At 37.8% G+C, this 23,396-nt stretch carries 18 protein-coding genes; 7 read left to right on the top strand and 11 right to left on the bottom strand.

Going from position 1 to position 23,396, the window contains the following annotated elements:
* Positions 1-25 precede the first annotated feature (25 nt).
* Both FTU34_RS12625 and znuD read right to left on the bottom strand, forming a co-directional pair.
* Positions 26-1,492: a phospholipase D family protein gene (locus FTU34_RS12625; RefSeq protein ID WP_180035823.1), complete on the bottom strand. Its 1,467-nt coding sequence runs from the start codon at positions 1,490-1,492 to the stop codon at positions 26-28.
* A gap of 109 nt (positions 1,493-1,601) precedes the next feature.
* Positions 1,602-3,686, bottom strand: a complete 2,085-nt coding sequence (gene znuD, locus FTU34_RS12620) for a zinc piracy TonB-dependent receptor ZnuD (protein ID WP_180035822.1) — start codon at positions 3,684-3,686, stop codon at positions 1,602-1,604.
* Between the two features lie 147 nt (positions 3,687-3,833).
* Here znuD and FTU34_RS12615 point away from each other — a divergent pair, with 147 nt between their 5' ends.
* The 5 genes from FTU34_RS12615 (at position 3,834) to FTU34_RS12595 (ending at position 9,013) form a co-directional block, all read left to right on the top strand.
* Positions 3,834-4,613 (top strand): DUF4184 family protein, encoded by a 780-nt coding sequence (locus FTU34_RS12615; protein ID WP_180035821.1) that lies wholly within the window; start codon positions 3,834-3,836, stop codon positions 4,611-4,613.
* 159 nt (positions 4,614-4,772) lie between these two features.
* Positions 4,773-6,557 carry an aspartate--tRNA ligase gene (aspS, locus tag FTU34_RS12610; RefSeq protein ID WP_180035820.1) on the top strand — a complete coding sequence of 595 codons (1,785 nt, stop codon included), beginning with the start codon at positions 4,773-4,775 and terminating at the stop codon, positions 6,555-6,557.
* 315 nt (positions 6,558-6,872) lie between these two features.
* Complete coding sequence (locus FTU34_RS12605) at positions 6,873-7,739, top strand: lysophospholipid acyltransferase family protein (protein ID WP_180035819.1); 867 nt, start codon at positions 6,873-6,875, stop codon at positions 7,737-7,739.
* A 125-nt stretch (positions 7,740-7,864) separates the two neighbouring features.
* A complete protein-coding gene (locus tag FTU34_RS12600; RefSeq protein WP_111885360.1) occupies positions 7,865-8,083 on the top strand; it encodes a hypothetical protein in 219 nt (72 codons plus the stop codon).
* A gap of 39 nt (positions 8,084-8,122) precedes the next feature.
* A complete protein-coding gene (locus FTU34_RS12595; RefSeq protein ID WP_180035818.1) occupies positions 8,123-9,013 on the top strand; it encodes a capsular polysaccharide synthesis protein in 891 nt (296 codons plus the stop codon).
* A 107-nt stretch (positions 9,014-9,120) separates the two neighbouring features.
* Here FTU34_RS12595 and FTU34_RS12590 read toward each other — a convergent pair whose 3' ends face one another.
* The 3 genes from FTU34_RS12590 to FTU34_RS12580 are packed head-to-tail and all read right to left on the bottom strand — an operon-like array spanning position 9,121 to position 12,141.
* Positions 9,121-9,846, bottom strand: coding sequence for a DUF4422 domain-containing protein (locus tag FTU34_RS12590; RefSeq protein ID WP_257222615.1), 726 nt, complete (start codon positions 9,844-9,846; stop codon positions 9,121-9,123).
* Positions 9,846-10,997, bottom strand: a complete 1,152-nt coding sequence (gene glf, locus FTU34_RS12585) for a UDP-galactopyranose mutase (protein WP_180035817.1) — start codon at positions 10,995-10,997, stop codon at positions 9,846-9,848. The genes FTU34_RS12590 and glf overlap by 1 nt, the downstream gene beginning before the upstream one ends.
* Before the next feature lie 58 nt (positions 10,998-11,055).
* Positions 11,056-12,141 carry a glycosyltransferase family 4 protein gene (locus FTU34_RS12580; RefSeq protein WP_180035816.1) on the bottom strand — a complete coding sequence of 362 codons (1,086 nt, stop codon included), beginning with the start codon at positions 12,139-12,141 and terminating at the stop codon, positions 11,056-11,058.
* 178 nt (positions 12,142-12,319) lie between these two features.
* Between FTU34_RS12580 and FTU34_RS12575 the strand changes: the two genes are divergently transcribed.
* A complete protein-coding gene (locus FTU34_RS12575; protein WP_180035815.1) occupies positions 12,320-13,288 on the top strand; it encodes an ELM1/GtrOC1 family putative glycosyltransferase in 969 nt (322 codons plus the stop codon).
* 1 nt (position 13,289) lies between these two features.
* Positions 13,290-14,228 (top strand): glycosyltransferase family 2 protein, encoded by a 939-nt coding sequence (locus FTU34_RS12570; protein ID WP_180035814.1) that lies wholly within the window; start codon positions 13,290-13,292, stop codon positions 14,226-14,228.
* Here the strand turns inward: FTU34_RS12570 and FTU34_RS12565 are convergent.
* The 6 genes from FTU34_RS12565 to FTU34_RS12540 form a co-directional block, all read right to left on the bottom strand.
* Positions 14,225-15,031 (bottom strand): polysaccharide deacetylase family protein, encoded by an 807-nt coding sequence (locus FTU34_RS12565; protein ID WP_180035853.1) that lies wholly within the window; start codon positions 15,029-15,031, stop codon positions 14,225-14,227. The genes FTU34_RS12570 and FTU34_RS12565 overlap by 4 nt on opposite strands.
* A 172-nt stretch (positions 15,032-15,203) precedes the next feature.
* A complete protein-coding gene (locus FTU34_RS12560; RefSeq protein WP_180035813.1) occupies positions 15,204-16,823 on the bottom strand; it encodes a sulfatase-like hydrolase/transferase in 1,620 nt (539 codons plus the stop codon).
* A 198-nt stretch (positions 16,824-17,021) separates the two neighbouring features.
* On the bottom strand, positions 17,022-17,909 hold the full coding sequence (locus FTU34_RS12555; protein WP_180035812.1) for a mitochondrial fission ELM1 family protein: 888 nt from the start codon (positions 17,907-17,909) through the stop codon (positions 17,022-17,024).
* Positions 17,910-17,992: 83 nt separating this feature from the next.
* A complete protein-coding gene (locus FTU34_RS12550) occupies positions 17,993-18,919 on the bottom strand; it encodes a branched-chain amino acid transaminase (RefSeq protein WP_078191262.1) in 927 nt (308 codons plus the stop codon).
* Between the two features lie 18 nt (positions 18,920-18,937).
* Complete coding sequence (gene glnE, locus FTU34_RS12545) at positions 18,938-21,697, bottom strand: bifunctional [glutamate--ammonia ligase]-adenylyl-L-tyrosine phosphorylase/[glutamate--ammonia-ligase] adenylyltransferase (RefSeq protein ID WP_180035811.1); 2,760 nt, start codon at positions 21,695-21,697, stop codon at positions 18,938-18,940.
* 92 nt (positions 21,698-21,789) lie between these two features.
* The gene (locus FTU34_RS12540) at positions 21,790-23,076 is read right to left on the bottom strand and encodes a sensor histidine kinase KdpD (RefSeq protein ID WP_180035810.1); all 1,287 of its coding nucleotides are present in this window, start codon (positions 23,074-23,076) and stop codon (positions 21,790-21,792) included.
* Positions 23,077-23,396 lie beyond the last annotated feature (320 nt).

Below are 23,396 nucleotides of genomic sequence, written 5' to 3'. Positions count from 1 at the left end.
GGGGAAGGTTAGGATGAGGGGAAAATTAAAAAGTAGATAATCCGCTCCATTCCATAAAGCGATACAACACATATTTCAAGGTCGATTCATCCGCATATTTACTATAATCGACACTCATTTGTTTACCATCCAGATTTGACCAAGCCGTATTAAAGTACTGTGATGCATCTTTAAAAACTTGCGCATTTTTCAGACCAATCACGCGCAAATCAGTTTCTAAATTATAATTTTTCAGGTTACGCGCTGTGAAATTGGCAGAACCTAAAATCATATCTGCCTGATAGGCTGTTCGTTTTAAAATCATCTTGCTATGGCACTGCTCACCTTGGGTATTACACCAACGTACATCAATACCGGCATCATGTAATTCAGAAGCAACAGGACGATTTGGAATACCATTTTTGGTTCGACCAAAGGCATCTTTGTTTGGATCGAGTAATACCCGAACTTTCACGCCACGTTCATGCGCAGCAATGAGTGCTTTGATAATTTTACGTTCTGACAAGTAGAACATAGCAATATCAATTTCAGTTCCAGCTTTCTTCGCACTATCAATTAAGTCGAGTGTGGCATCATAAATGGCTTTTTCAGTCAGCACTTGAACCTGTGGCTGAGTTTTCGCGGCTTCAACATCTTTAATCACGACAAATGGAATATTAGCTTTAGACATCATGCCTACGGCTTGCTCGGTCTTTAATAGATCAATTGCAGTCATTCCCTTTACAGTCAGGGCAACATTCGAATGTCGCGAACTACCATCATGCGGGTTCATTGAAGTGACTAAGCCTTTCCACCCATCTACGGTATCCACCACCAAAGTTTTTCGGTGATTGGCTTTAAAGTTAAACAGATCCATATAACTTCGAATCGTCACTTTCTCGGTTCCCAATGGGTTCGGTAACCAGCCTTGTTCAGGATTATTGCCAATATCTTGACAGCAGATATACCAAAAGCCTGACCATGCAGGATTGGATGCACGAAGCGGTACCAAATTGGTTTCGATTAACTCAATTCCACCTTGACGCAATTGACGATAATGTTCAGGTTGAATGCTGCCATATACCGAATTGACGGGGTCAGTAATCACAAAAATTTCCACTTGAGGAGATAGTCGACGCTTCAAAATCAGCGCATCGGTCAACTCCTGTGTTAATTGTTCATGTTTTAATTGAGAGTCACCAACTTGCGGATTAAAGAGAAACATATCCAACACAATGGTCGACTGTGCTTCCTCAATCATTTTCAGCATTTCTTTAAAAATGCGATGTTCCTGTTGCTGCTTTCCTTGCGCATCGATATAGGTTTCATCCACTAAAAAGTTCACTTCAGCATGGCGAAGTTTTCCCGTGTAGTTCAACCCTTCTGGGAGTGGCTTTAGCGTGTGATAGGTTGCCGATGCCAAATAACCTAAAACCAATAAACCCATGACCACGCCCACATAGCGACGACGTGACCAATTGAGCTTGTGATGTATTCGTTGAATGATGCGCATAAGAAAAAACCTAGTCTAATGCGCTCAGACTAGGTTTTATTCATTGATTTTTCAAGAGGATTTCTGTGACTTTACCTAGACTTACTTAGAGAAGTCTGTGCAAATTCAATTAGAAACCAAATTCAAGACCAACCGTAAAATTACGACCGACTTGTGGAATATTGGCAAGGAATGACGTATGAGAGTAAACATCTTCATCCAATAAATTATTGGCTTTGAAATAGACTCGATAATCATTTTGATCTTTCAATTGACCACTATAGGCCACACCCAAATTCACCATGTTGTAGCCATCTGTTTCACGCTCAAATGCAGTGATTTTGTCTTGTTTGAATACATGTGAATATTCTGCAAGACCTGACCAACCATCGGCAAAGTCAACATCGACCTTGGTTCCTAAGCGCCCTGCAGGCACACGTGGCGCATTTTCACCATCAATTTTGCCGCGTACATAATCACCAAAGACACTGAGTTTATACATATCATTAATGGCATAACCCACTTGAGCTTCCGCGCCATAGAACTTGGCTTTGTCTTGGGTGTAATCAACTAAGCGGAAGTTTTCAAAATTATCTTTGGTTGCGGCATAAATGTAGTTGTCATACCAGTTGTGGTACACATGAACGTGATAATCCAACTGATCTTTTTCATAATGGAAACCTAATTCGAGATTATTAGATTTTTCAACATCTAGATTTTCATTCCCACGTTCATAGGTATTGGTCGCAAAATGCTTGCCATCTGCATAGAGCTCTTGCGCCAATGGCAAACGCTCTTGATGAGAACCCACCAAGGATAATTTATAATTAGGTGCAAACGCCCAGTTCACAGCACCTGAGTAGGAAATACCATAATCGTCATAATCTTTTTGTGCAGAATCGATCTGAATTTTCTGCTGATCGACACGGGCGCCCAGCTCGACATGAAAATCACCAAATTGTTTATGTTCTAAACCAAATACACTCCATTTTTGGGTTTTATTTGGGTTCATCAATGACTCTTCGCCACTGATATTGAGCTTTTGCTGATTGTATTGTGCGCCTATCACCCCTTCCCAATCCGCAATCGGGTTATGCACCAACTCTAAACGGCCATCATAACCTTTACTTTTGAAGGTCGTTGCTGCGGTGTTACCTTCAATTTCATCATGTTTATAGTCCGTATAACTCGCATGCGCACGTAGTTTTTGGAATCCTGCAAACGGCTCAGCCAATTCAGTACGGAAATCATAGCGTTCTGACTTTAAGTCGACCCATGGGCCTGCGGCATCATGATCGTGATCATGTTCGTCATGCGCTGAATGATCATGCTCATCGGTATGCCCATGGTTATCATGACCATCACAGTGTAGATGGTCATTATGTGGATGACAGCTTTCATATTCATGACTATGACCCGGCAAGCCATATTGGTCTTGACGGTTGCTATAAGACAGTCCAGCAAAACCACGATCATGAATCCATGACGCACCTACACTGACATTTTGCCCTTCTGCAAAAGTATTACCGACTCGGCGTTCTTTTTCTAATTCACCATCATGATCATGAAAATAACTGGGTGCAATATAGTCATTGGCTTTACGCTTTGATCCCTCAACTCGCAGTGCAAAATTTTCTCCTAGCGCAGCAGTGATACCTGCACTTGCTAATTTTTCGTCACTACCTGAGTTATAACGTAGCCCAACCTGCCCCTCTAAACCATTTTCAGGCATCTGCGTTGGAATTTTTTGATCCGTCACATTGACCAAACCGCCAACTGTGCCTGCCGCGTATAACAGTGTTGATGGCCCACGGATGACTTCAATTTGTTTTGCCAAAATCGGATCAACCGTAACCGCATGGTCAGGAGATAAGGTCGAAACATCTGCAGTTTCTGAGGCATGTTCTAAGACTTTGACACGAGGACCATCTTGACCTCGCAGCACAGGACGACTTGAACCTGCACCAAACTGATTTGAATATACACCCGGCTGTCCGGCTAACGCATCACCAATTGTGACGCCACCTTGTGCAAGGGCTTTATGTTGAATGACATTATCGGCAACAGCAAAATCTGCCGCACTTTGGTTTAAAGGATGGACCTGAACATTAATGGCTTCGAGCTTTTGTACCTGTTGTTCTGGATCATCGGCATAAAGGTTGGGTGCAATCACTGCAAAAATCGAAACAGTTATTAAATTCTTATGAAAAGACATGTTGGAGAGACTCAAATCAGGCTATTTTTGAATAATGTTATAATATAACATTTCATTCATTTTGCAATAAAAAACATTCTAATCTGCCCAAATCATATACACTCATCTATACCACATTGTATTTATTCATATATTTATTTTAGTTCAATGCCTTTTACCATATCCCATGCTGTACTCGCACCGCCTATTTCCAAGTTAAGCGGAAACCGCCTGCCTATTGCAGCACTCGCAATTGGTAGCATGGTGCCGGATTTATTCCGTTTATTTACTAATGCTGACTACAATGGATCCCATCAATGGTCGGGGTTAATTTTTCCAAACTTAATCCTAGGTTTGCTGTTTTGTGTGCTGTGGTATGTGCTCTATCGCCCGATGTTATTTGCTTTTTTTGGTTTAAATAAGCCGCTGAATCTACAGAATTTCAATAAATTTTGCGGATTTATACTCAGCCTTATCCTCGCACTCATCATTGGAACATCGACGCATATTGTTTGGGATGGCTTGACCCATGTTGACTTTCGTACCTTTGCATTTAAGGATCTATTGAGTCTACCGATTCAATTTTTTGGTCATTCATATCCCCTACATCGCGTGTTGCAAATTGGATTATCTGGCTTGGCACTCCCCGTTTTGGCATGGATGATTTATCGTCATCATCTTCACTATCGAAGTACTGTAAACGTCCCCACAACCATCAAAGTCTATGTATATGGTTTAGCGGCCCTGTCTTTAGCTGCGGGAATCGCTAGTTATTTTTATTTTGCTGACAGTATTTATTCAGATGCATTTGTGCATGACTTGTATGCCTATGTCGGCAAAGCCATTAATTATTTTTTCCGTGCATTCCTAAGTACTTTTAGTTTGGGATGTCTTATTTTCCTGTCATTAAAATCAACAACGAATATTTTCTCAAAAACAACCTCATAAATCGTTTCAGAATCTCTCAATGCAAGGATTTTTGTTCTATAAAGCCGAAGTCCTTGTGACAAAATAGCCAAAAAGAGGCATAATCCTCTATTCGAATAAAAGCGGTGCGCTGTTTACGTATTCGCTGACCTTAACCCATATAGTTGGATTTCTAACGCTATGATGCGAACTCATTACTGCGGTTCTTTAACCGAAGCTCAAATTGACCAAACCGTTACCTTATGCGGTTGGGTTCACCGTCGCCGTGACCACGGTGGTGTAATCTTCCTTGACATGCGTGACCGTGATGGTCTTGTTCAAGTGGTTATTGACCCAGATACTCCTGAAGCATTCGCAACTGCGGACAAAGCACGTTCAGAATTCGTATTAAAAATTACAGGCCGTGTACGTCGTCGTTACGCAGGTACTGAAAACGCGAATATGACTAGCGGTCAAATCGAAGTTCTTGGTAAAGAAATCGAAGTGCTTGCTGGTTCAGAAACTCCGCCATTCCCATTGAATGACGACAACACAAATATTTCTGAAGAAGTACGTTTGAAATATCGTTTCTTGGATATCCGTCGTCCAGAAATGTTAGATCGTCTTCGTTTCCGTTCTAAATTGACTAACCTAATTCGTAACTACTTCGAAGAAAATGGTTTCTTAGACGTGGAAACACCGATTTTGACTCGTGCGACTCCTGAAGGTGCGCGTGACTATTTAGTACCAAGTCGTGTTTCTAACGGTAGCTTCTACGCACTTCCACAATCTCCACAATTGTTCAAACAGTTGTTAATGGTTGGCGGTATCGATCGTTACTACCAAATTGCTAAATGTTTCCGTGATGAAGACTTACGTGCTGACCGTCAGCCTGAATTCACACAAATCGACGTTGAAACATCGTTCATGAGTGACGATGACATCATAGATTTAATGGAACGTTTAACGGTTAAGATGTTCAAAGAACTTCTAAACGTTGAATTCAACAAATTCCCTCGCATGACTTATGCAGATGCAATGCGTGACTATGCATCTGACAAACCTGACTTACGTATTCCTTTGAAACTCGTTGATGTTGCAGACATGATGCAAGACGTTGAGTTCAAAGTATTCGCAGGTCCTGCAAAAGATCCTAAAGGCCGTATTGTTGCGCTTCGCGTACCAGGTGCTGGCGCGCTTCCACGTAGCCAAATCGACGAATACACTAAATTCGTTGGCATTTATGGCGCGAAAGGTTTGGCTTACATTAAAGTCAACGAGCTTGAAAAAGGTATTGAAGGTCTTCAATCTCCAATCGTTAAATTCATCGAGCCAATCGTGCTTGATCTATTGAAACGTGTTGGTGCTGAAAATGGTGACATCGTGTTCTTTGGTGCGGACAAAGCGAAAATCGTAAATGATGCGATGGGTGCTTTACGTATTAAAATCGGTCACGACATGAAACTTGCAACTTGTGAGTGGGCGCCACTTTGGGTTGTTGACTTCCCAATGTTCGAAGAAACTGATGACGGTAAATGGACGTCTGTTCACCACCCATTCACGCTGCCAAAATCAAGCGTTGAAGAAGTGAAGAACAACCCAGGTGCTGCACTTTCTGTTGCTTACGATATGGTATTGAACGGTACTGAAATCGGTGGTGGTTCATTACGTATCTTCAATCTAGAAATGCAAAAAGCGATCTTTGAAGCGCTTGGTATTTCTGAAGAAGAAGCAGAAGAGAAATTCAGCTTCTTGCTTAATGCCTTGAAATTCGGTGCGCCTCCTCACGGTGGTTTGGCATTCGGTCTTGACCGTTTAGTGATGTTGATGACTGGTGCATCTTCAATCCGTGACGTGATTGCATTCCCGAAAACTAAGACTGCGGAATGTCCACTGACTCAAGCGCCTGCGCCAGTTGAAGCAACACAATTGCGTGACCTAGGTATTCGTTTACGCGAAAAACCTAAAGCTGAAGAATCTAAATAATCTTACATTTTTAGATTTAGATTTAAAGGTTTAAAAAAACCCTGCTCAATGCAGGGTTTTTTATTTCGATCAACAAAAGGTCGTTGAAAACCTACAAAACATAAATTAAAGATTTGATTGACTTTGCTAATATCAAAATGATTCAACTGCGTTATGATGTTGCACTACATCCTTTGGGCAATGGATAGCTCAATTTTCCACTTCCAATTATTTTGTTTTTAGATTCAGATCTTTTTGTACTTTTCACTGAATAAGTCCGGTCTCTTGGCAAAATTTATTTTATCCCATGCTGTCAATTTTGAGACCTTGTGATTCATGTACTTTATATTCAAAATCATTGCACTATTGCCACTTTGGCTGTTACAAAAATTGGCTTTGATGATCGCGTTTATTCTTAATCTATTTACTTCATCTATCAAACGTATCACTAGTATCAATATTCAACGGGCCTACCCAAACTTGTCCGAGACAGCGCGGAGACAGCTCGTCAGTCAAAGTATCCGCAGCCAATGCCTGACCTATATTGAATTTATTAAATGTTGGGGCATGCCGCCGAGTTATAGCCTGAGCTTACTGAAAAATATTTATGGTGAAAATATCCTCACGGAAGCACTGGCAAATAAAAAAGGTGTGATCGTGGTGGTTCCCCATTTTGGCTGCTGGGAACTACTCAATGCATGGCTGAACTTGTATACAGAACCGATGATTATGTATAAACCGAATAAAAATAAAGGGATTAATCGGTATCTATTAGAAGCACGAGAGAAGTTTAATGCAACCTTAGTCCCGACAGATGAAACTGGGATCCGTGCCATATTTAAACATTTGAAACAAAGCGGCTTAACAGTGATTTTACCTGATCATTTACCGAAGCCTTCAGGCGGTATTTATTCCAATTTTTTTGGGCAAAATACTTTATCGATCACACTTGTTTCAAAACTTGCTGCAAAAACCCAATGCAATGTCATTGGATTAAGTTGTATCCGACAACCTAACCTACAGTACTTTGATGTGCATTGCCAAACTTTATCAGACGAGATTTTATCTAAAGACTTACAATCCTCTGTCGACACCCTCAACATCGCGATGCAAGACATCATTAACCAAGCACCAGAACAGTATATCTGGTCTTATAAGCGCTTTCGGGTCTGCTTTGGCAATATCAATATATACCGCAAATAAAGGTGATCTAAGAACATCTCAACCTTTAGAGTTGTGTTCCACAGGCTTGAATTAATCTTATTCAATTGAGATCGATTATCGACAGTGGCATAATAGCCTCAATTTCCACTTTAAGTGATTCTCCTATGGCTATGCGTCCTGAAGTCCGTCGTCGTGCAATCGTATTGATTGTTTTTTCTGTCGTACAATGGTTGTTCATGCGCTACATTTTAGCCAATGAATTATTCAACTTAACCACCTATAACCGAATCGTTTTATTCTGTGTCAGCAGCCTTGCGGGTGCTTTATTAATCTTTGTCGGTTTGATTTATATGGTGTTGAAAGGTAATGCGGATAAAGAATAATTTAAATTAGGCTACTCATTCAAAATAATGGTATTACACTTGAACTTGACATATTTACGACTAATTAAAAAAGCTCCCAAATTCTTTAAGAAACTTGGGTTAAATTCTTTAGAAAAATCAGCTCAAAAATACTATCAAAAGTCGTTACTTCAATATTTATATGAACAGAATGGATACCTATTTGTAGACGCTATAAATCAGTCTACAAACTCATCTTCCGATATAGTCTGGGTATGTTGGCTCCAAGGTATAGAAAGTGCCCCTCCACTTGTCAAAACATGTATTAATTCTATAAAGCAATACAATAGCAATGTATGCCTAATAGATATTAATAATTATAAAAAATATGTAGATATTCCTAATTTCATTATTGATAAGCTCAATAAGAAAATTATCACTCCAACTCATTTTTCAGATATTTTAAGATTTGCATTATTAGCTAAACATGGTGGCACATGGATAGATGCTACCTATTTAATTCTAAACAAAGTACCTAAACAAATGTTAATGAATGATTTCTTTACCCTTTCTAGTAATCATTCTACATTTAAACAGTGGATTCCGGAGGGAAAATGGTCTGGTAATTTTATAAAATTTAGTCCTGGTGACTCAACGCCAAAAATCATTTTTCAATGTTTTTTAAACTATTGGGAAAACAATGATTATTTAATTGACTATTTTTTAATTGATTATTTAATAAAACTCAATTATTTAAACAATCTCACATTTAAACAACAAGTCGATAATAACGCTCCTGAGGCCGATAACATCTTCTTACTTGCAGAAATACTTTTCGAACCTATCACGCCTACAAATAATTATCGATTAGAACAAGACAGTATAAAAATTTATAAGCTTTCTCATAGAGTTGATACCCTATCACAGAGTATCAACAGCACATATTACGAGAAATATATATTAAACAAATAATAGACCTCTTGCGAAAGTATAGTTTTATCTAATTTTTGAATTGGCTAAAGCCTCATAAAATATAGCTTTTGGCTGCTTAAAATGTGACTAACGCAAGAAGTCTAATATTATTTCATTACGACATCAATTTCACTTACTTTTATTTCATTATTATGATGCAATAAAAACACATTAAATAATCGCTCAGACAAAAAACCAAATATTCTTTTTTGATATGAATTATAAGAAGAAATATCTAATTCTTTTTCAAGCTCAAATAAAATTTTAAACATCCAATTACAGTATTTTTCTAACCAAATTTTATGCATGACAAACATATTGAATAAAGATATTCCTTTAATCGAATTACTCAAACAATCAAATGCCTTAATATATTCAGGACTATTCTTCTCAATTATTTGACGTAATAACATAAAGTCAGCCAGATAGTGATCTTTTTCATAATGTTCTTTAACGCTAATAGCTTTTTTTGAAAATCGTAATCCAAAAAATTTTTTAACTTTAAAGAACTGATTTCTCTTTGCGACCCAAATATGATTTTCAGCTAATTGGCTAATATCATTTGTTGTTAGTAGCTCACCTTGTTGATTCACAAAATAACGTCGATAATGTACTAATCCTAATATTTTTGCCTCAGAATTTTTCCACATCCAATACAAAGCTGTTAATTCACAAAATGAAGCGTTAAGGTGAGATATATGATCTCCAGTATTATCACCGATAATACCTAGATCTAATAATGAGTTTTCCTTTCCCACATGAATCGGAATATAAGGCTCTATACATGGAAAATCATATGCTTTGTGCGTTGCGATGTAGACCTCATGTTTCATCAGGAAATACCCTCCTGATGGTAAAAACTTTCAATCAGTTTTCCTTGTACGATATCTTTAAGCATTTTTTTTGACAAATCTAAAGCCTCTCTTATTGTTACATCCATATCCATATAACGATAAGTTGCTAAACGTCCTGCAAATGTTACTCCTCGCTCATCCCGAGCAAGCTTTATATATTCATCTAAGATTTTTTTGTCATCAACCAATCTAATAGGATAATAAGGAATATCTTTTTCTGTGCATGCTCGACTATATTCTTTAAAATAAATAGTTCGATGATGTTCTTCCCAAGGTGTAAAGTGCTTGTGCTCTGAAATACGTGTAAATGGAACCTCTTCATTTCCATAATTCATTACTGCAGTACCTTGAAAATCTCCTTCCGCCTCAAACTTAATAAAATCTAGAGTTCTATAACCTAAATGACCTTTTTTGTAATCAAACCACTCATCAAGCTTGCCCGTCCAAATGATATGATCAAATTCATTTTTTAATAAAGCATCGAATTTTGTAGTAAGTTTAATAGCAATATTTTCATGCGATAAAATATTTTGCACTAAATAAGTATAACCATCTCGAGGCATACCCTGATATTTATGTGAAAAGTAATTATCATCATAATTAAAACGAATAGGCAAACGCTTTAGAATACTGGCAGGCAAACTACTCGGTTCACATCCCCATTGTTTTTTAGTATAACCTTTAAAAAAAGACTCATATAAATCTTTACCAATAAACTTTAAAGCTTGCTCCTCAAAGTTTTTGGGTTCTTGGATATCATCTGATGCAATTGATTTAATCCAATCCTTTGCCTCTTGAGGGTTCATACTTTTTTTATAAAATTGATTAATCGTATGTAAATTAATTGGTAACGAATATACTTCATTATTATATGTTGTTTTCACACGATTAATGTAAGGAACAAATTCACCAAACTTATTAATATATTTCCATACTAGTTCATCACTTGTATGGAAAATATGTGGCCCATAGACATGCTCCATGATCCCTGTATTCTCGTCTCGTAAAGTATGACAATTTCCAGCAATATGAGAACGCTGATCAATCACCGTGATTTGATGTCCGTGTTGGGCCAACTCTCTGGCAATAACAGCACCTGTAAAACCAGCTCCAACTATAAGAAAATTCATTATTTACTCTATCAATCTAAAGGTTTACGCAACTCTATATTTAAAAAACAGTTGAAATTTAAGACTTTGCTCTTAAACTATTAAAATACTCAACCACTTCTGAAATAAACTTATTATGCTCTTTCGCAATTTGTTCAAAGCAATAAATATTTAATGCTTCTTGTTTTGCATTTTGTGCAATTTCTAATGCTTCATCTGGATGATTTATCAGATATTCAATACCATTAGCCAAGTCTTCAGGATCTCCAACTTTACTAACCCAAGCATTTTCACGATGCTTACATACTTGCATAGGTCCAATATGATCACTACTCAATACGATCTTTCCCCAGCCAAATGCATCTAAAATACCGAGTGGTTGAATATCAGTTAATGAGGTAATCGCCATCATATCTGCTTGATGATAAATCTCGACTTTTTGTTGAGCATCTACCCAGCCAGGAAATTTTACTAGATGTTCAATTCCGAAGCTCTTTACCATTTCTTGATATTCTTGTTTATTCTCGCCATCACCAGCAAGAATAGCATTTATAGATATTCCTCTTTTATTAAGTATATGAATAGCTTCAATTACAACATGAACTCCCTTATTTGGAATCATTCGTGTCAGCATGCCAATAGTTGGTGGAGATTTCAAAGGAGATGGAAGTGCTGGCTCATCAGGTAAATGCATAAGATTTGAAATGACACGATGCATTTTATGTTCATCTTGCTCCTTAGTGAGCCTTGATTTAACTAAATCCTGAATATAAGGAGTAATATGAATAAATGCATCTGCACGCACTGTCCGTTTCACATTATGACTATGATTAACTGCAATAACAGGAATTTTCTTTTCCATACCAATCATAGCATTCTTGAAAAGCCATACCGCTTTTCCACTATGAGCGATTACAGCATCCGGTTGTTGCTGTTGGATAAAATTTCGAACCTTCATGGCAGCAATAATGCTATAGAATCCAGTATTTGGAATTACATGAATAGGACGTTGACCACTGCTTAAATGTTTATTTTCCTCACCGCGCAATAGAACAACTTCATGTCCTCCTATCTGCTCTAAGGTATCGGCAATATTCAACATAGCTTGCCATCTACCGCCAGTTGCATCACCATATACAGTATTAATAATCTTCAATTTTTTCAAAATATAACCTTAAAACAATTTAAGCAGTGACCCTTTATCTCAATATTCTAATATTTTAAACTTATTTAATCTATTCCCCTTTCTTAAATTCCACACCCTTAGCTCATAACTAGCAGTTCTGACAAATTTAATGAATTTTGCTACCATACCAAATAAATAGATCAAACTTTCAAATATTATGAAAAGCAAACCTAGCCTTGCAGTTCTCCTGATTCATGACCAACGTGCTGGACATTTAAATCCTAGCCTTGGCGTATATGACTGCCTAGAAACCGCTTATTCAACAACTTTATATAAAATAGTTACACCCACCTTAAAAAAGTGGCAAATCAGCCTCTTAAAAAAAATTAGTTGGTATCCGCGTTTATTCGACTTATTTGCTGCTTTATTTTTTAAAAATTTTATTTTAAATCATGATATTAACTGCATTATTTGCTCTGGAATGCCCAACCTAATCTATGGCATTTTTGTAAGCCGTAGTTTAAAAGTTTCTCTATTTTATGCAGGTGACTTACGTAAGGTAAACAGCAAACTAGTCAGCTGCACAATTACTGCACTCCCACAAAACACGCTGTCAGATCAAGTTGTACTAACAACACCACCTGTTAAAAAAGAGTTTTTTAACATGCAACATGATCAACTCGATCAAACAACAGCTTTACTCGTTTTAGGTGGGGCTACAGATGAACACCCTTTTACTTATACAGATTTTGAAAAAATCATTAATAACTTCATTCTATTTTGTAGAAACAATCAACTTAAAGGCTTAATTACCAACTCACGCCGCACACCAAATCTAAGTACATTTTTGAATAAAACCGATATTCCTAAAAATATCCAATTACATTTTATCCATACTGAAAAAGCTTTGTCTCTCATTCAGCTTATTCAACAAGCCACTTATATTTTTGTCACAGAAGATAGCACTTCTATGCTTGCTGAAACTATCCAAAGTGGACGTTTTGTCAGTTCCATATATAGCCCCAAGTCTATTTTAGAACCTTTAAATAAGAAATATATTGAAGCTCAACTCATGCAGCGACAAAAGCTTGAAGAAATCTTTCAGTATCCAAGTATTAGAAATACCCAAGATTTAAACTCATCAACCCCAATTACCCAAGCTTTTAAACGTAATTTAGGATATTAAAATGATTTCAGTCATCCTCACTCATTACAATAAAGGCCTATTACTCAATAGAACCATTGAATCACTACAACCTCAAAATGAAAATTTACACGAAATTATTGTGGTAGATGACTGTTCTACAGACCCAGAATGGTGCAAAAACAGTAAATATCTACTAGATACTTACCCTAAAATTAAAATCATTCAAAATACAGATAATAAAGGCCCAGCTGTTCGTTTAAATCAAGGTGCATTTTCTGCAACAGGTGATTATCTATTTTTTATGGATGCTGATGATGTTTTAGCACCTAATCGTCTCAATATGTTTTTAGAAGAAATGCAAAAGCAAAATGCCGATTTATGTTATGCAGAAAAAGTAAAAATTCACGATCTGAATGAAATTCAGAAGCATACTCTTGCAACATGGCAATTTAGCACCACACCTTTAAATTACGTACTTGAAAATAATATTATGCAGATGTGCGTTATGTGTACACGTGACTTATTTAAAAAATCTAAAGGTTGCAATGAAAATATATTTATTCAAGATGAATCACTAGCTTTAAACTTAGCTAAATATTCAAAAAAAATAATTTCTAGTGGCTTACATAGTGTTTTTGTTATTTTAGATGAAGCCGAAACAAAATCTATCCGTGGAGAAAACCGTCTATCTCGCCATCTAGAGCAACAACACCATGATATGTTCTTCACAATTGATGATTTTATCCAAGATTACCCAGATATTACTGAACAAAATAAAAAACTACTGATCAAAAAAGCGATTTCAACCTATTGGAAAAGTATACGCCATACACCACAGAAAAATTTTACAGACTTTCTTATTTATTTAGCTGCGCGCATTGATCCAATTCAAACGTGGGACAAACACCACATGAAACTCACTAGCTATTTCAATCAATTAAATCATGTAAGGAAAATTAATAGCAGGGAGAGCAATTAAGCTCTTTTCCCTAATTTCATCCGCAACTTCACAGCAAACATTGAATCTTTTCCACTAATTTTAATCCGTTGTAATTGCATGAAATCTAGTGAGGTTTCATCAATCCCCTCTTTGGTGGTCACAGCATTGCTATAACCTGCTTCCTTTGCCATACGTACGTCACGGTCCGAATAAATACCAAATGGATAGGCAAAACTACTCACAGACGTATCAATTAACTGCTCTAATTGTTTTTTAGATTCTGTAAGTTCAAATAAGCATGCTGCATCATCCAATTTATCCAAATTGGCATGAGTCAAAGTATGAGAACCAATTTCAACCCAACCACTCTGTGCCAACTGCTTTATTTGCTCATCACTTAATTTCGGCTCACGCGCTAACTCACCGCTATTATGATGGGCTTTTTTGTAGGTTGACCAATCACGGTTATGGCGATCAACCACTACATAAATCGTCGCTTTGGCTTGATATTTTTCTAAAATTGGATAAGCATTTTCCAAGTTATCTAAATAGCCGTCATCAAAGGTAATTGCTACAGTTTTTTTAGGATGCTGCCCCCAATTTTGCTGCAACTCATGCATTGTGACAAAATGAAAACCCTCAGCTTTCATCCAAGCCACTTGCTTCTCAAACTCTTCAGGTTTAACCCGCAACTTATTAAATTTTGCACCATCGATATGCTCAGACACCATGTGATACATTAAAATACGCGGTCTTTTCCAATCTACAGCGGGCTTCCACCAAGCATATTTATAACTCCACGCGAGTAAAATCATGAGTGTAAAAATACAAATATAAATCACAATATGGACCAAACCAAAGTTCCTTTCCAAATAGTGCCACAGTCCTCTTCATAAGAAAAGAAAAGTTCTCAAATTGAGCGAGCCGTATTGTGTATTTAAAATTCCATTAAAAAACTGAATTCTATATTGAATAGAAATCAGTTTTTAAGTCCCTTTTAAATTGAGTGCTGCCTTATTGTGAACATAAGCCTTTGGCTTCTTTAGCGTTTACTTCTGTAAATTTACTAGAGCTATCCAGCGGTAAATTAATATTAATAAAAATTTGATCGTTATTTTCATTTGGATTAATAATTTTACGTCCAAATGAAGCAGCAACAATTTTACCCAATTCATAATTTGTCATATAACAATTTGAATATTGAAGATCATCTACCCATTTTTCAGCACCGTTGACCCCAAACATCAGAATTGGCACAGCAGCGGACTGCAAAATTGGAGTTCCATGCCCCCATAAACTATTCTCACCAAATAACTCACCATGATCTGATGTATAGAAAATAAGCGTTGGCTTAGAACTCACTCTTTGAGCTGAGGCTCTCAAGGCTTTAAAAAAATCATCTTGAAAATGCATTGAGTTATCATAAGTATCAACTAATTTTGAAAACTCATCTTTATTGCCTGTATAAAAATTATAAGCCTGCGGGTAGTTTTCTTCATATGCAAAATGACTATTACGCTGGTGCAGAACCATAAAATATGGCGTTTTCGCTAAAGCCTCTTTCTTCTTTTCCATCAACTCTATTAATCGCATATCAGTTGTATTCTCTGGCATTTCTTTAGAGAAAACATCATGAAATTGATTAATATCTTTCATGTTTACTAAAGATGCGAGAACGCCAGATTTTTGATTAGATAGGTATAAGGTATTGCGGCCAGTCTCTTTAGCAAGCGTAAATAAATTTGTTTGCATGGATAATAACTGCTCAGCATTATCTGGTTCATAAATAACATTAAGCAAAAGTGGAACACCTATACGTGTAGAAAAACCTCGACTGATGCCATAAAAATATTTAAATCCTGATTGCCCATTAAGTGAGCTCAAAAATGGGGTGGTTTGCCTTTCATAACCATATAAGCCCAAATGTTTAAATGCAGTACTTTCACCAACGACCACAATCACATTAAAGTCTTGCACTGTATCAATATTTTCAACACTGTATTTTGAATATACTTTTTTAGCTTCAGGTTCTGAAAATAAAGATTTACTGCTTCCAATTAAAAAGCTGGAAATACAATTAATGGTATTTCTCACAACTGGGTAATGTAGATTATTTTCAAAGACTTTTCCCTTTAAGGCTGGAACCATAAGTCCCATTAAACCTAATACGGCAACCATAAAAAAGAGGTATTTTTTATATCCTGCTTCTTTATTGTTTACATATTTCAAAATATAAATAGTATTTAAAACAATCAGCAGTAAATATAGACACAGCGGAATAAAGAAAATTTTTATTCCACCAGACAATCCTCCCATAATATCGGCAAATTCATAAAAAAATTGACTAATATCATAAGGCATTAATAAACGGCCAAAATAGGTCAAAAAAACAATATTGGAACCAATAATGTAAATAATAAAGTTAGTTACAATTAAGGAAAAAGTTTTATACCCAGATAATAAACAGAGATAAAATAAAATGAAAACTAATAAGTAACTTTCAACATATTTTGATAACTCAATACTTACTACGCCATTCTTTGTTAAAAAGTATTCTGCCCCCCCCAAAAAAAGCACTAAAAAAAATGTATAAAAAAAGTGAATTACACTCTTTTTATGTAGAAGCAATGTCATTCCTATCTCCAATAATGTTCTTGTATCAGGACTTGCTGCTATTTTCCTTAGATACAAATTTTGAACGCCACTGTACTTAAGTTACGGCTTTTTTTCCATCATTTATTTTATTGATATTGTTCAAAAAAAGCGTAAGCCTTAGTCACTGCATTTTAGTATCTTAATTTATCAAGATGTTTATATTAAAGAATCTGTTCTTTATTTGAATATTTCAACTGCAACTCGAGTTGCTTCAGCAAAATATTGTGGTTGAGCTAACTTAGACAAGGCAGTAAAATAAGTAATATACTGTTGATGAAAAAGGTGATCGACAGATGTTGTAATTCGATCATGTCTGAGTCGATCCACTTCAATCACCCCGACTTTACAACCCGCGGTGAGTGCCTCGTAAATCATTGAAACACTATCTTCAGTTACCCAAACCGCTTCAGCTTTTTGCATTTCTTCGAAAATCCAACCTTGCGGAGTGACTTCAACTGGGAAAATCTGTACTTTTTCAATATTCTTTAACTGTTTTAATTCTGCTAAAAACGCTTGTGGTGTGCGCCGTGAAGTGGTCAAAATGATTTGTGAATTTGGATTCTGCTCGACTATCTGTTCAATTGCATGAAGTACTTTAGCTGCATTCCACTGATGGCGTTTTGAAGAGCCACCCAAAGCGATCAAGATTCGACCATGCTGATGCCGCTCTTCATTTACAATAGGATTTAACGCACCTTGTGTGGTTAGTACTTTATTAGATGCCTGAATACCATCGTGCTGTGGAATCACCGCATAATCAAAGCATGCAAACGGCAAGCTTGGCTTCATTAAAATAATGGTTTTGGCTTTGTTATACACTTTGCCTAACAGCCATACCCTAAAATGCGTATGGCTGCCGACGCCAAAAATATAGGTTGGCTCGTGTTCTACGGCATGAAGCTGATGGCTAAATAGCGCAGAAATAAGTGTCACTATAGGCAAATCATCAATTGAAATTTCTTGAAATGTGACTGCTTCCTGAGATTGGCGCTGCATGGCCTTAAATAAACCTAGAGCCTGTGAGCGATGTCCTGCTTTACCATCACTGACATAAACAATATGCATAGTCACGTTCCAAAAAATTCAATATCTTCAAGCTAATAAAAAAGGCGAAACTTAGTTTCGCCTTTTCATCTTAACCGATCAGCTTATTTTACGTAAGTTAACCAGTGCGCATATTTAGGGTCTTTACCCTGAACCGCATTAAAGAATGCAGTTTGGATTTGCTCAGTGATTGGACCACGACAACCTTCACCAATTTGACGGTCATCATATTCACGGATTGGCGTCACTTCAGCAGCTGTACCTGTGAAGAATGCTTCATCTGCGATATAGAATTCGTCACGTGTAATACGACGTTCAACCACTTCAAAACCAAGGTCTTTCGCAATCGTAATAATGGTTTGACGGGTAATACCATCAAGTGCACCACCCGCGATGTCAGGAGTATGAATCACGCCATCACGAACTAAGAATACATTTTCGCCTGAACCTTGACATACATAACCTTGTGGGTCGAGTAACATTGCTTCGTCATAGCCAGCATGTGCCACTTCTTGGTGTGCAAGAATTGACAAAGTATAGTTACCAGATGCTTTTGCTTTACACATGGTCACGTTTGGATGATGGTGCGTAAATGAAGACGTTTTAACACGAATACCCTTCGCCATCGCTTCATCACCAAGGTAAGCACCCCAGCTCCATGCAGCAACAACGGCATGAATTGTATTGTCAGTTGCTGCAATACCTAATTTTTCTGAACCAATAAAAATAATTGGGCGTAAATAGCAAGAAGCCAATTTATTTTCACGAACCACATCAATTTGAGCTTGTTCTAATGCTGCATGATCAAATGGGACTTTCATTTGATAAATTTTTGCAGAATTTAATAAACGCTTAGTGTGTTCTTTTAAACGGAAAATAGCCGTTCCATTCGGAGTTTCATAAGCACGGACGCCTTCAAACACACCCATGCTGTAATGCAATGTATGTGTTAATACGTGAGTTTTCGCCTCACGCCAGTCAACCAATTGTCCATCTTGCCAAATAAAACCATCACGATCAGCCAAGTTCATGGCACACACTCCAAATTTTTATACACAGTCATTTTTATCCAATGCAAACGTTGCAGTTGGATCAATTAATCTTTGCCATAGCTTGCAAACGACCACTCGGGTATCGTGCCAATCGTCAGCTGAAACTTGCATGGATTGATTCGCAAGTGCTAAACGGTGGCTCTCGGCTCGTTCACGGAGATAAGCTTGAATCAATGCTGTCGCATCGGCGCTGGATAAGCAATCCGTTCTTGCGGCATCCTCAAGGATTCGTACGTTGTCAGAGTAATGGGCGAGATCGGGATTCGACCCACTCCATGCTAATACTGCATACTGTGCCATAAATTCGATGTCAACGATACCACCTGCATCTTGTTTTAAATGAAAAATTCCATCTTTTTGCTGCTCTTTAGAAGAACCTAGATGGTCTTTCATTTTTTGGCGCATTTTTAGCACTTCTGCACGAACATTGTTCTCATCTCGTGGCTGAGTCAAAATATTGCAGCGCAAGTTTTCAATTTCAATCCGTAAACTGTGCTCACCTGCAATCGTTCTGGCACGTACTAAAGCTTGATGCTCCCAGACCCAAGCATTTTTATGTTGATATTGCTCAAAGGCTTTTAAGCTGGTCACCAATAAACCCGCCTCTCCCGAAGGTCGTAAACGTGTATCCACCTCATACACTCGACCATCTAGGGTTTGCGTGGTCATTAAGGACATAAATTTTTGTGCCACCCGCATGGCAAATTCAAAGCCACTAATTGGTTTCTGTCCATCGGTATCCACTTGTTCGTCCATATAGTGAATAAACACCAAATCCAAGTCCGAACCATAACCCAGCTCGATGCCACCCACCTTGCCATAGCCAATTACCGCGAAAGCCGTGTGATCAATCGAACAACGCTGCCCTTCTGCATCGATTGGATAGCCATGTTTTTTGGCAACAATTTGATATGCCAAATGCAAGGTTGCATTCACCGACACTTCAGCAATATCGGTCAATGCATCCGACACTTTCATCAACGGACTTTCTGCCAAAACATCACTAGCAGCTACTGCTAAGACATTGGATTTTTTAAATAATCGAAGAACACGCATTTGGTCTTCGACTTGATCAATTTCAATTCGAAGCAGTTGTTGACGTAGAGAGTCTTCTAAATCTTTACGCTTTGGCAGCTCAAAATCCATCGATAAAAACTCGTCCAACAGCACGGGATAATGCGTCAATTCTTCGCAGATCCAAGGACTCACTGTTGCCATTTTCACTAATCGTTGTAATGCCCCTTTGCTCTCAATCAGCATCACCAAATAGACCGTACGGCGCAGCACCGACTCCACCAAAGGCATGAGACGTAGTAAGGCCACCTGAGGTTTATCTGACTGTAATATCGCCTCAATGAGATGTGGCCAAAAGGTTTTTAAGCGCTGTACAGCTTTGGCAGGTAATTTTTTCAGCGCATGTCCATACCAAAATTCGTGAATTAAATTTTTGGCATCATCATCTAGAACATCGTTCAACTGGGCTTCTAAATGACTAAAACTTTCCAATAACGGATCGGGTTCTTTTTCTTTAATAAGATGCTCAAATTGGTAAATGACTTTGGCACGCTTCTGATTGAGTACATGCAAAAAGTCATCCCAAGATGCAAAACCTAAAGTATCTAAAATACGTTGGCGGGGTTCAGGCTCATGTGGCAACGATTGGGTTTGCTGATCATTGAGTGCTTGAATCGCATGTTCAATACGACGTAAAAATAAATATGCATCCTCTAAATCAGCAACCGCGGTTTTTTCTAATAATCCAACTTCACCTAAATGATGCAGACTCACTAAACATTGACGGTCTTGCAGCTCGAGTTTTGAACCGCCATAGATGAGCTGAAAAACTTGAACAATAAACTCTACTTCACGAATTCCGCCTGCACCGAGTTTAATGTCATCTTCGATATTACGACGTAGCACTTCACGTTCGATCATGGCTTTCATTTCACGCATGGCTTCGAAAGCGGTGTAATCGACATATTTACGGAAGACGAAAGGTCGGGTCATTTCCAGTAACTCGGCGCCTTCTTTACCGCCAGTGACGATCCGTGCCTTAATCCAGGCATAGCGCTCCCATTCGCGTCCATGCTGGCTTAAATATTTTTCTAATGCCGCATGACTGATTGCCAAGGCAGAACCATCACCCCATGGGCGAAGGCGCATATCTACACGGAAGACAAAACCATCTGCGGTAATATGGTCAAGCAGGTAAATTAATTTTTGTCCCCACAAAATACAGAACTGCTGTACATCAATACATTTTCGACCATTGGTTTCGCCCTGTTCATCAAAGGCAAAAATAAGATCAATATCACTTGAAAGATTAAGTTCCTGTGCACCAAGTTTTCCCATGGCAACCACAATTAGGTCTTGAACTTTCCCCTTATAGCCTAGCGGTTCGCCATATTTCGCAATCAACGGCTTTAGTGCAAAATCTTTTGCCGCACAGATGGACGCATCGGCAAAGTCTGAAAGCTCTCGCGTTAAGGTGACGACATCGGTGAGTTGATTGGCATCTTGCCAAATCCAACGAAACATCAGACGTGCGCGCAGCACACGAATTGCACGCATCCAACTATTTTCATCTTGGATATCGGCAAGGCTGCTTACGACAAAATGTTGAATTTGTGCTGTACTGAGCGAGGTTTGAAACTGATCAATTGCATAGTCTTGTTCTAAACTGGCCTGATGAATTCCGAGCACCTGTTCAGCATATTGACTGGCACGTAATGTTTTCTGCAATTGCTCCGCATTCATTTCACAAACCCTAGCGTGATTTTTTTCTAGTTATAACAGTTGATAACGCTTAGGGAAAAGTATTTTTAGGCTTTTATACCAATAGATGCACATTAAAGTTCACTTAAGGTCTCATCTTTCTGCGCACTGCTGCTCTCGGTACTTAGGGTTTGATGCAGGCTCGTCGCCTGTGGCAACCAGACTTTAAATTGTGTGCCTTCACCTTCTTTCGAGTTCACCACAATTTCACCCTGATTTAAGTCCACAAAACGTTTACAAAGGACTAAACCCAACCCCGTACCACGTTCTCCTGCCGTACCTTTAATACTAACCGTCAGTTTTTGCTGAAATAAATCATCGATCTGAGCTTGGGTCATCCCCAATCCAGTATCTTGAATAGTGAATACAACCCGTCCTCCATCTCGATCGGCTGAAATCGTCACCACACCTCTACCATCGGTATGGGTAAATTTCAATGCGTTTGACACCAAGTTTTGCATCACTGATGTGATCATATTGATATCTGCATTGACTTTAATGCCTTCAGGCACGGCATTGATCAGTCGAATATTTTTCTTCACAGCCAAGCTATTTAAGACATCACTTACGATTTTTGCAGACTGATGTAAATCAAAATTAATCGGATGATAAACAAAGCGACCACCTTCTGCCATGGCCCAGTTCAACAGGCTTTCTAAAAGGTTATACGTCGACTGTGTGGTGTCATATAAATAGTCTGCAATATTTTGCACACTCGAATCATCTAAGGTATTGCGTTCCTGCGCCAAAACTTCAGAAAATCCAAGTAGACCATGAAAAGGTGCTCTTAAATCATGAGCAATAATTTGGAAAAATTTAGTCTTACTAAAATTAAGTGCCGACTGCTGTTCATAGGCTTCTTTTAATTCAGCATTTTCAACACGAAGTTGAATAATATTGACTAGACTTTGTACAAATTCTTCAACGATCTTTAATTGTTTGGCTTCAAATGCAGTGACTTGATCATCGAATAAAATAACTTTACCGATAGATTCTTGATCATATTTTAAATCGAAAGCGACTAAACGCTGATGCCCTAATCCAAGTTCTTGCATATAGTCGGAATAAGCTTGGTAATTTTCAGCGTCTTGGTCTATACGAGAATGTTCAGCAAAAAACTGATCTAGACGATCATCATCAGCTTCGGCCATAAAGGCCTTAAATATGTGCTCTGACGCATACCATATATAAGGTTCATTTTTAAATGCGAGGACAGCATTATCGACTTGCACAATACCACGCGCGAACTTTAAAAATTCTGCAATGCGGTTGTCGTCCGTATAAACCCCCATCAATAAAGACAAACGACAGGAAGTTAATAATTCGGTTTGTGTACCAATATCCAGTAAACGTAAAGCCATCCCGTTGCTCTCCTCAGGGTTTATCTTAAAGATAAAAACCAACTGTTATGTTCAAGATTAATAGCAAAAATAGCCCAAACACTCAATAACAAAACCCAACAAAAAGACAAACATCATTTACGAATGCGCTATTTAATCGAACTTTCATCCAATTAGAAAATAAAAATATCTATAAAGAACATAACATTAAAGGGGCTTTGTTGCACAAAGATTTATAATTTGAAGCATCCGCCAACTCACTCAAATTTAAGTTACAACTCGGGTATGAGGACGACCTAACTCTGTAAATCTATTCAGCACGGCCACACGTGCATGAATCT

Source organism: Acinetobacter sp. YH12094, assembly GCF_013419295.1.
Lineage (GTDB): Bacteria > Pseudomonadota > Gammaproteobacteria > Pseudomonadales > Moraxellaceae > Acinetobacter > Acinetobacter amyesii.
Note: the sequence above shows the minus strand (reverse complement) of the source record. Positions and strands in the feature narration are given on the sequence as shown.

Excerpts from the sequence above, each read along its gene's own strand:
- FTU34_RS12625 (WP_180035823.1), bottom strand. The coding sequence starts at position 1,492 with ATGCGCATCATTCAACGAATACATCACAAGCTCAATTGGTCACGTCGT.
- znuD (WP_180035822.1), bottom strand. The coding sequence starts at position 3,686 with ATGTCTTTTCATAAGAATTTAATAACTGTTTCGATTTTTGCAGTGATT.
- FTU34_RS12615 (WP_180035821.1), top strand. The coding sequence starts at position 3,834 with ATGCCTTTTACCATATCCCATGCTGTACTCGCACCGCCTATTTCCAAG.
- aspS (WP_180035820.1), top strand. The coding sequence starts at position 4,773 with ATGATGCGAACTCATTACTGCGGTTCTTTAACCGAAGCTCAAATTGAC.
- FTU34_RS12605 (WP_180035819.1), top strand. The coding sequence starts at position 6,873 with ATGTACTTTATATTCAAAATCATTGCACTATTGCCACTTTGGCTGTTA.
- FTU34_RS12600 (WP_111885360.1), top strand. The coding sequence starts at position 7,865 with ATGGCTATGCGTCCTGAAGTCCGTCGTCGTGCAATCGTATTGATTGTT.
- FTU34_RS12590 (WP_257222615.1), bottom strand. The coding sequence starts at position 9,846 with ATGAAACATGAGGTCTACATCGCAACGCACAAAGCATATGATTTTCCA.
- glf (WP_180035817.1), bottom strand. The coding sequence starts at position 10,997 with ATGAATTTTCTTATAGTTGGAGCTGGTTTTACAGGTGCTGTTATTGCC.
- FTU34_RS12575 (WP_180035815.1), top strand. The coding sequence starts at position 12,320 with ATGAAAAGCAAACCTAGCCTTGCAGTTCTCCTGATTCATGACCAACGT.
- FTU34_RS12570 (WP_180035814.1), top strand. The coding sequence starts at position 13,290 with ATGATTTCAGTCATCCTCACTCATTACAATAAAGGCCTATTACTCAAT.
- FTU34_RS12560 (WP_180035813.1), bottom strand. The coding sequence starts at position 16,823 with ATGACATTGCTTCTACATAAAAAGAGTGTAATTCACTTTTTTTATACA.
- FTU34_RS12555 (WP_180035812.1), bottom strand. The coding sequence starts at position 17,909 with ATGCATATTGTTTATGTCAGTGATGGTAAAGCAGGACATCGCTCACAG.
- FTU34_RS12550 (WP_078191262.1), bottom strand. The coding sequence starts at position 18,919 with ATGAACTTGGCTGATCGTGATGGTTTTATTTGGCAAGATGGACAATTG.
- glnE (WP_180035811.1), bottom strand. The coding sequence starts at position 21,697 with ATGAATGCGGAGCAATTGCAGAAAACATTACGTGCCAGTCAATATGCT.
- FTU34_RS12540 (WP_180035810.1), bottom strand. The coding sequence starts at position 23,076 with ATGGCTTTACGTTTACTGGATATTGGTACACAAACCGAATTATTAACT.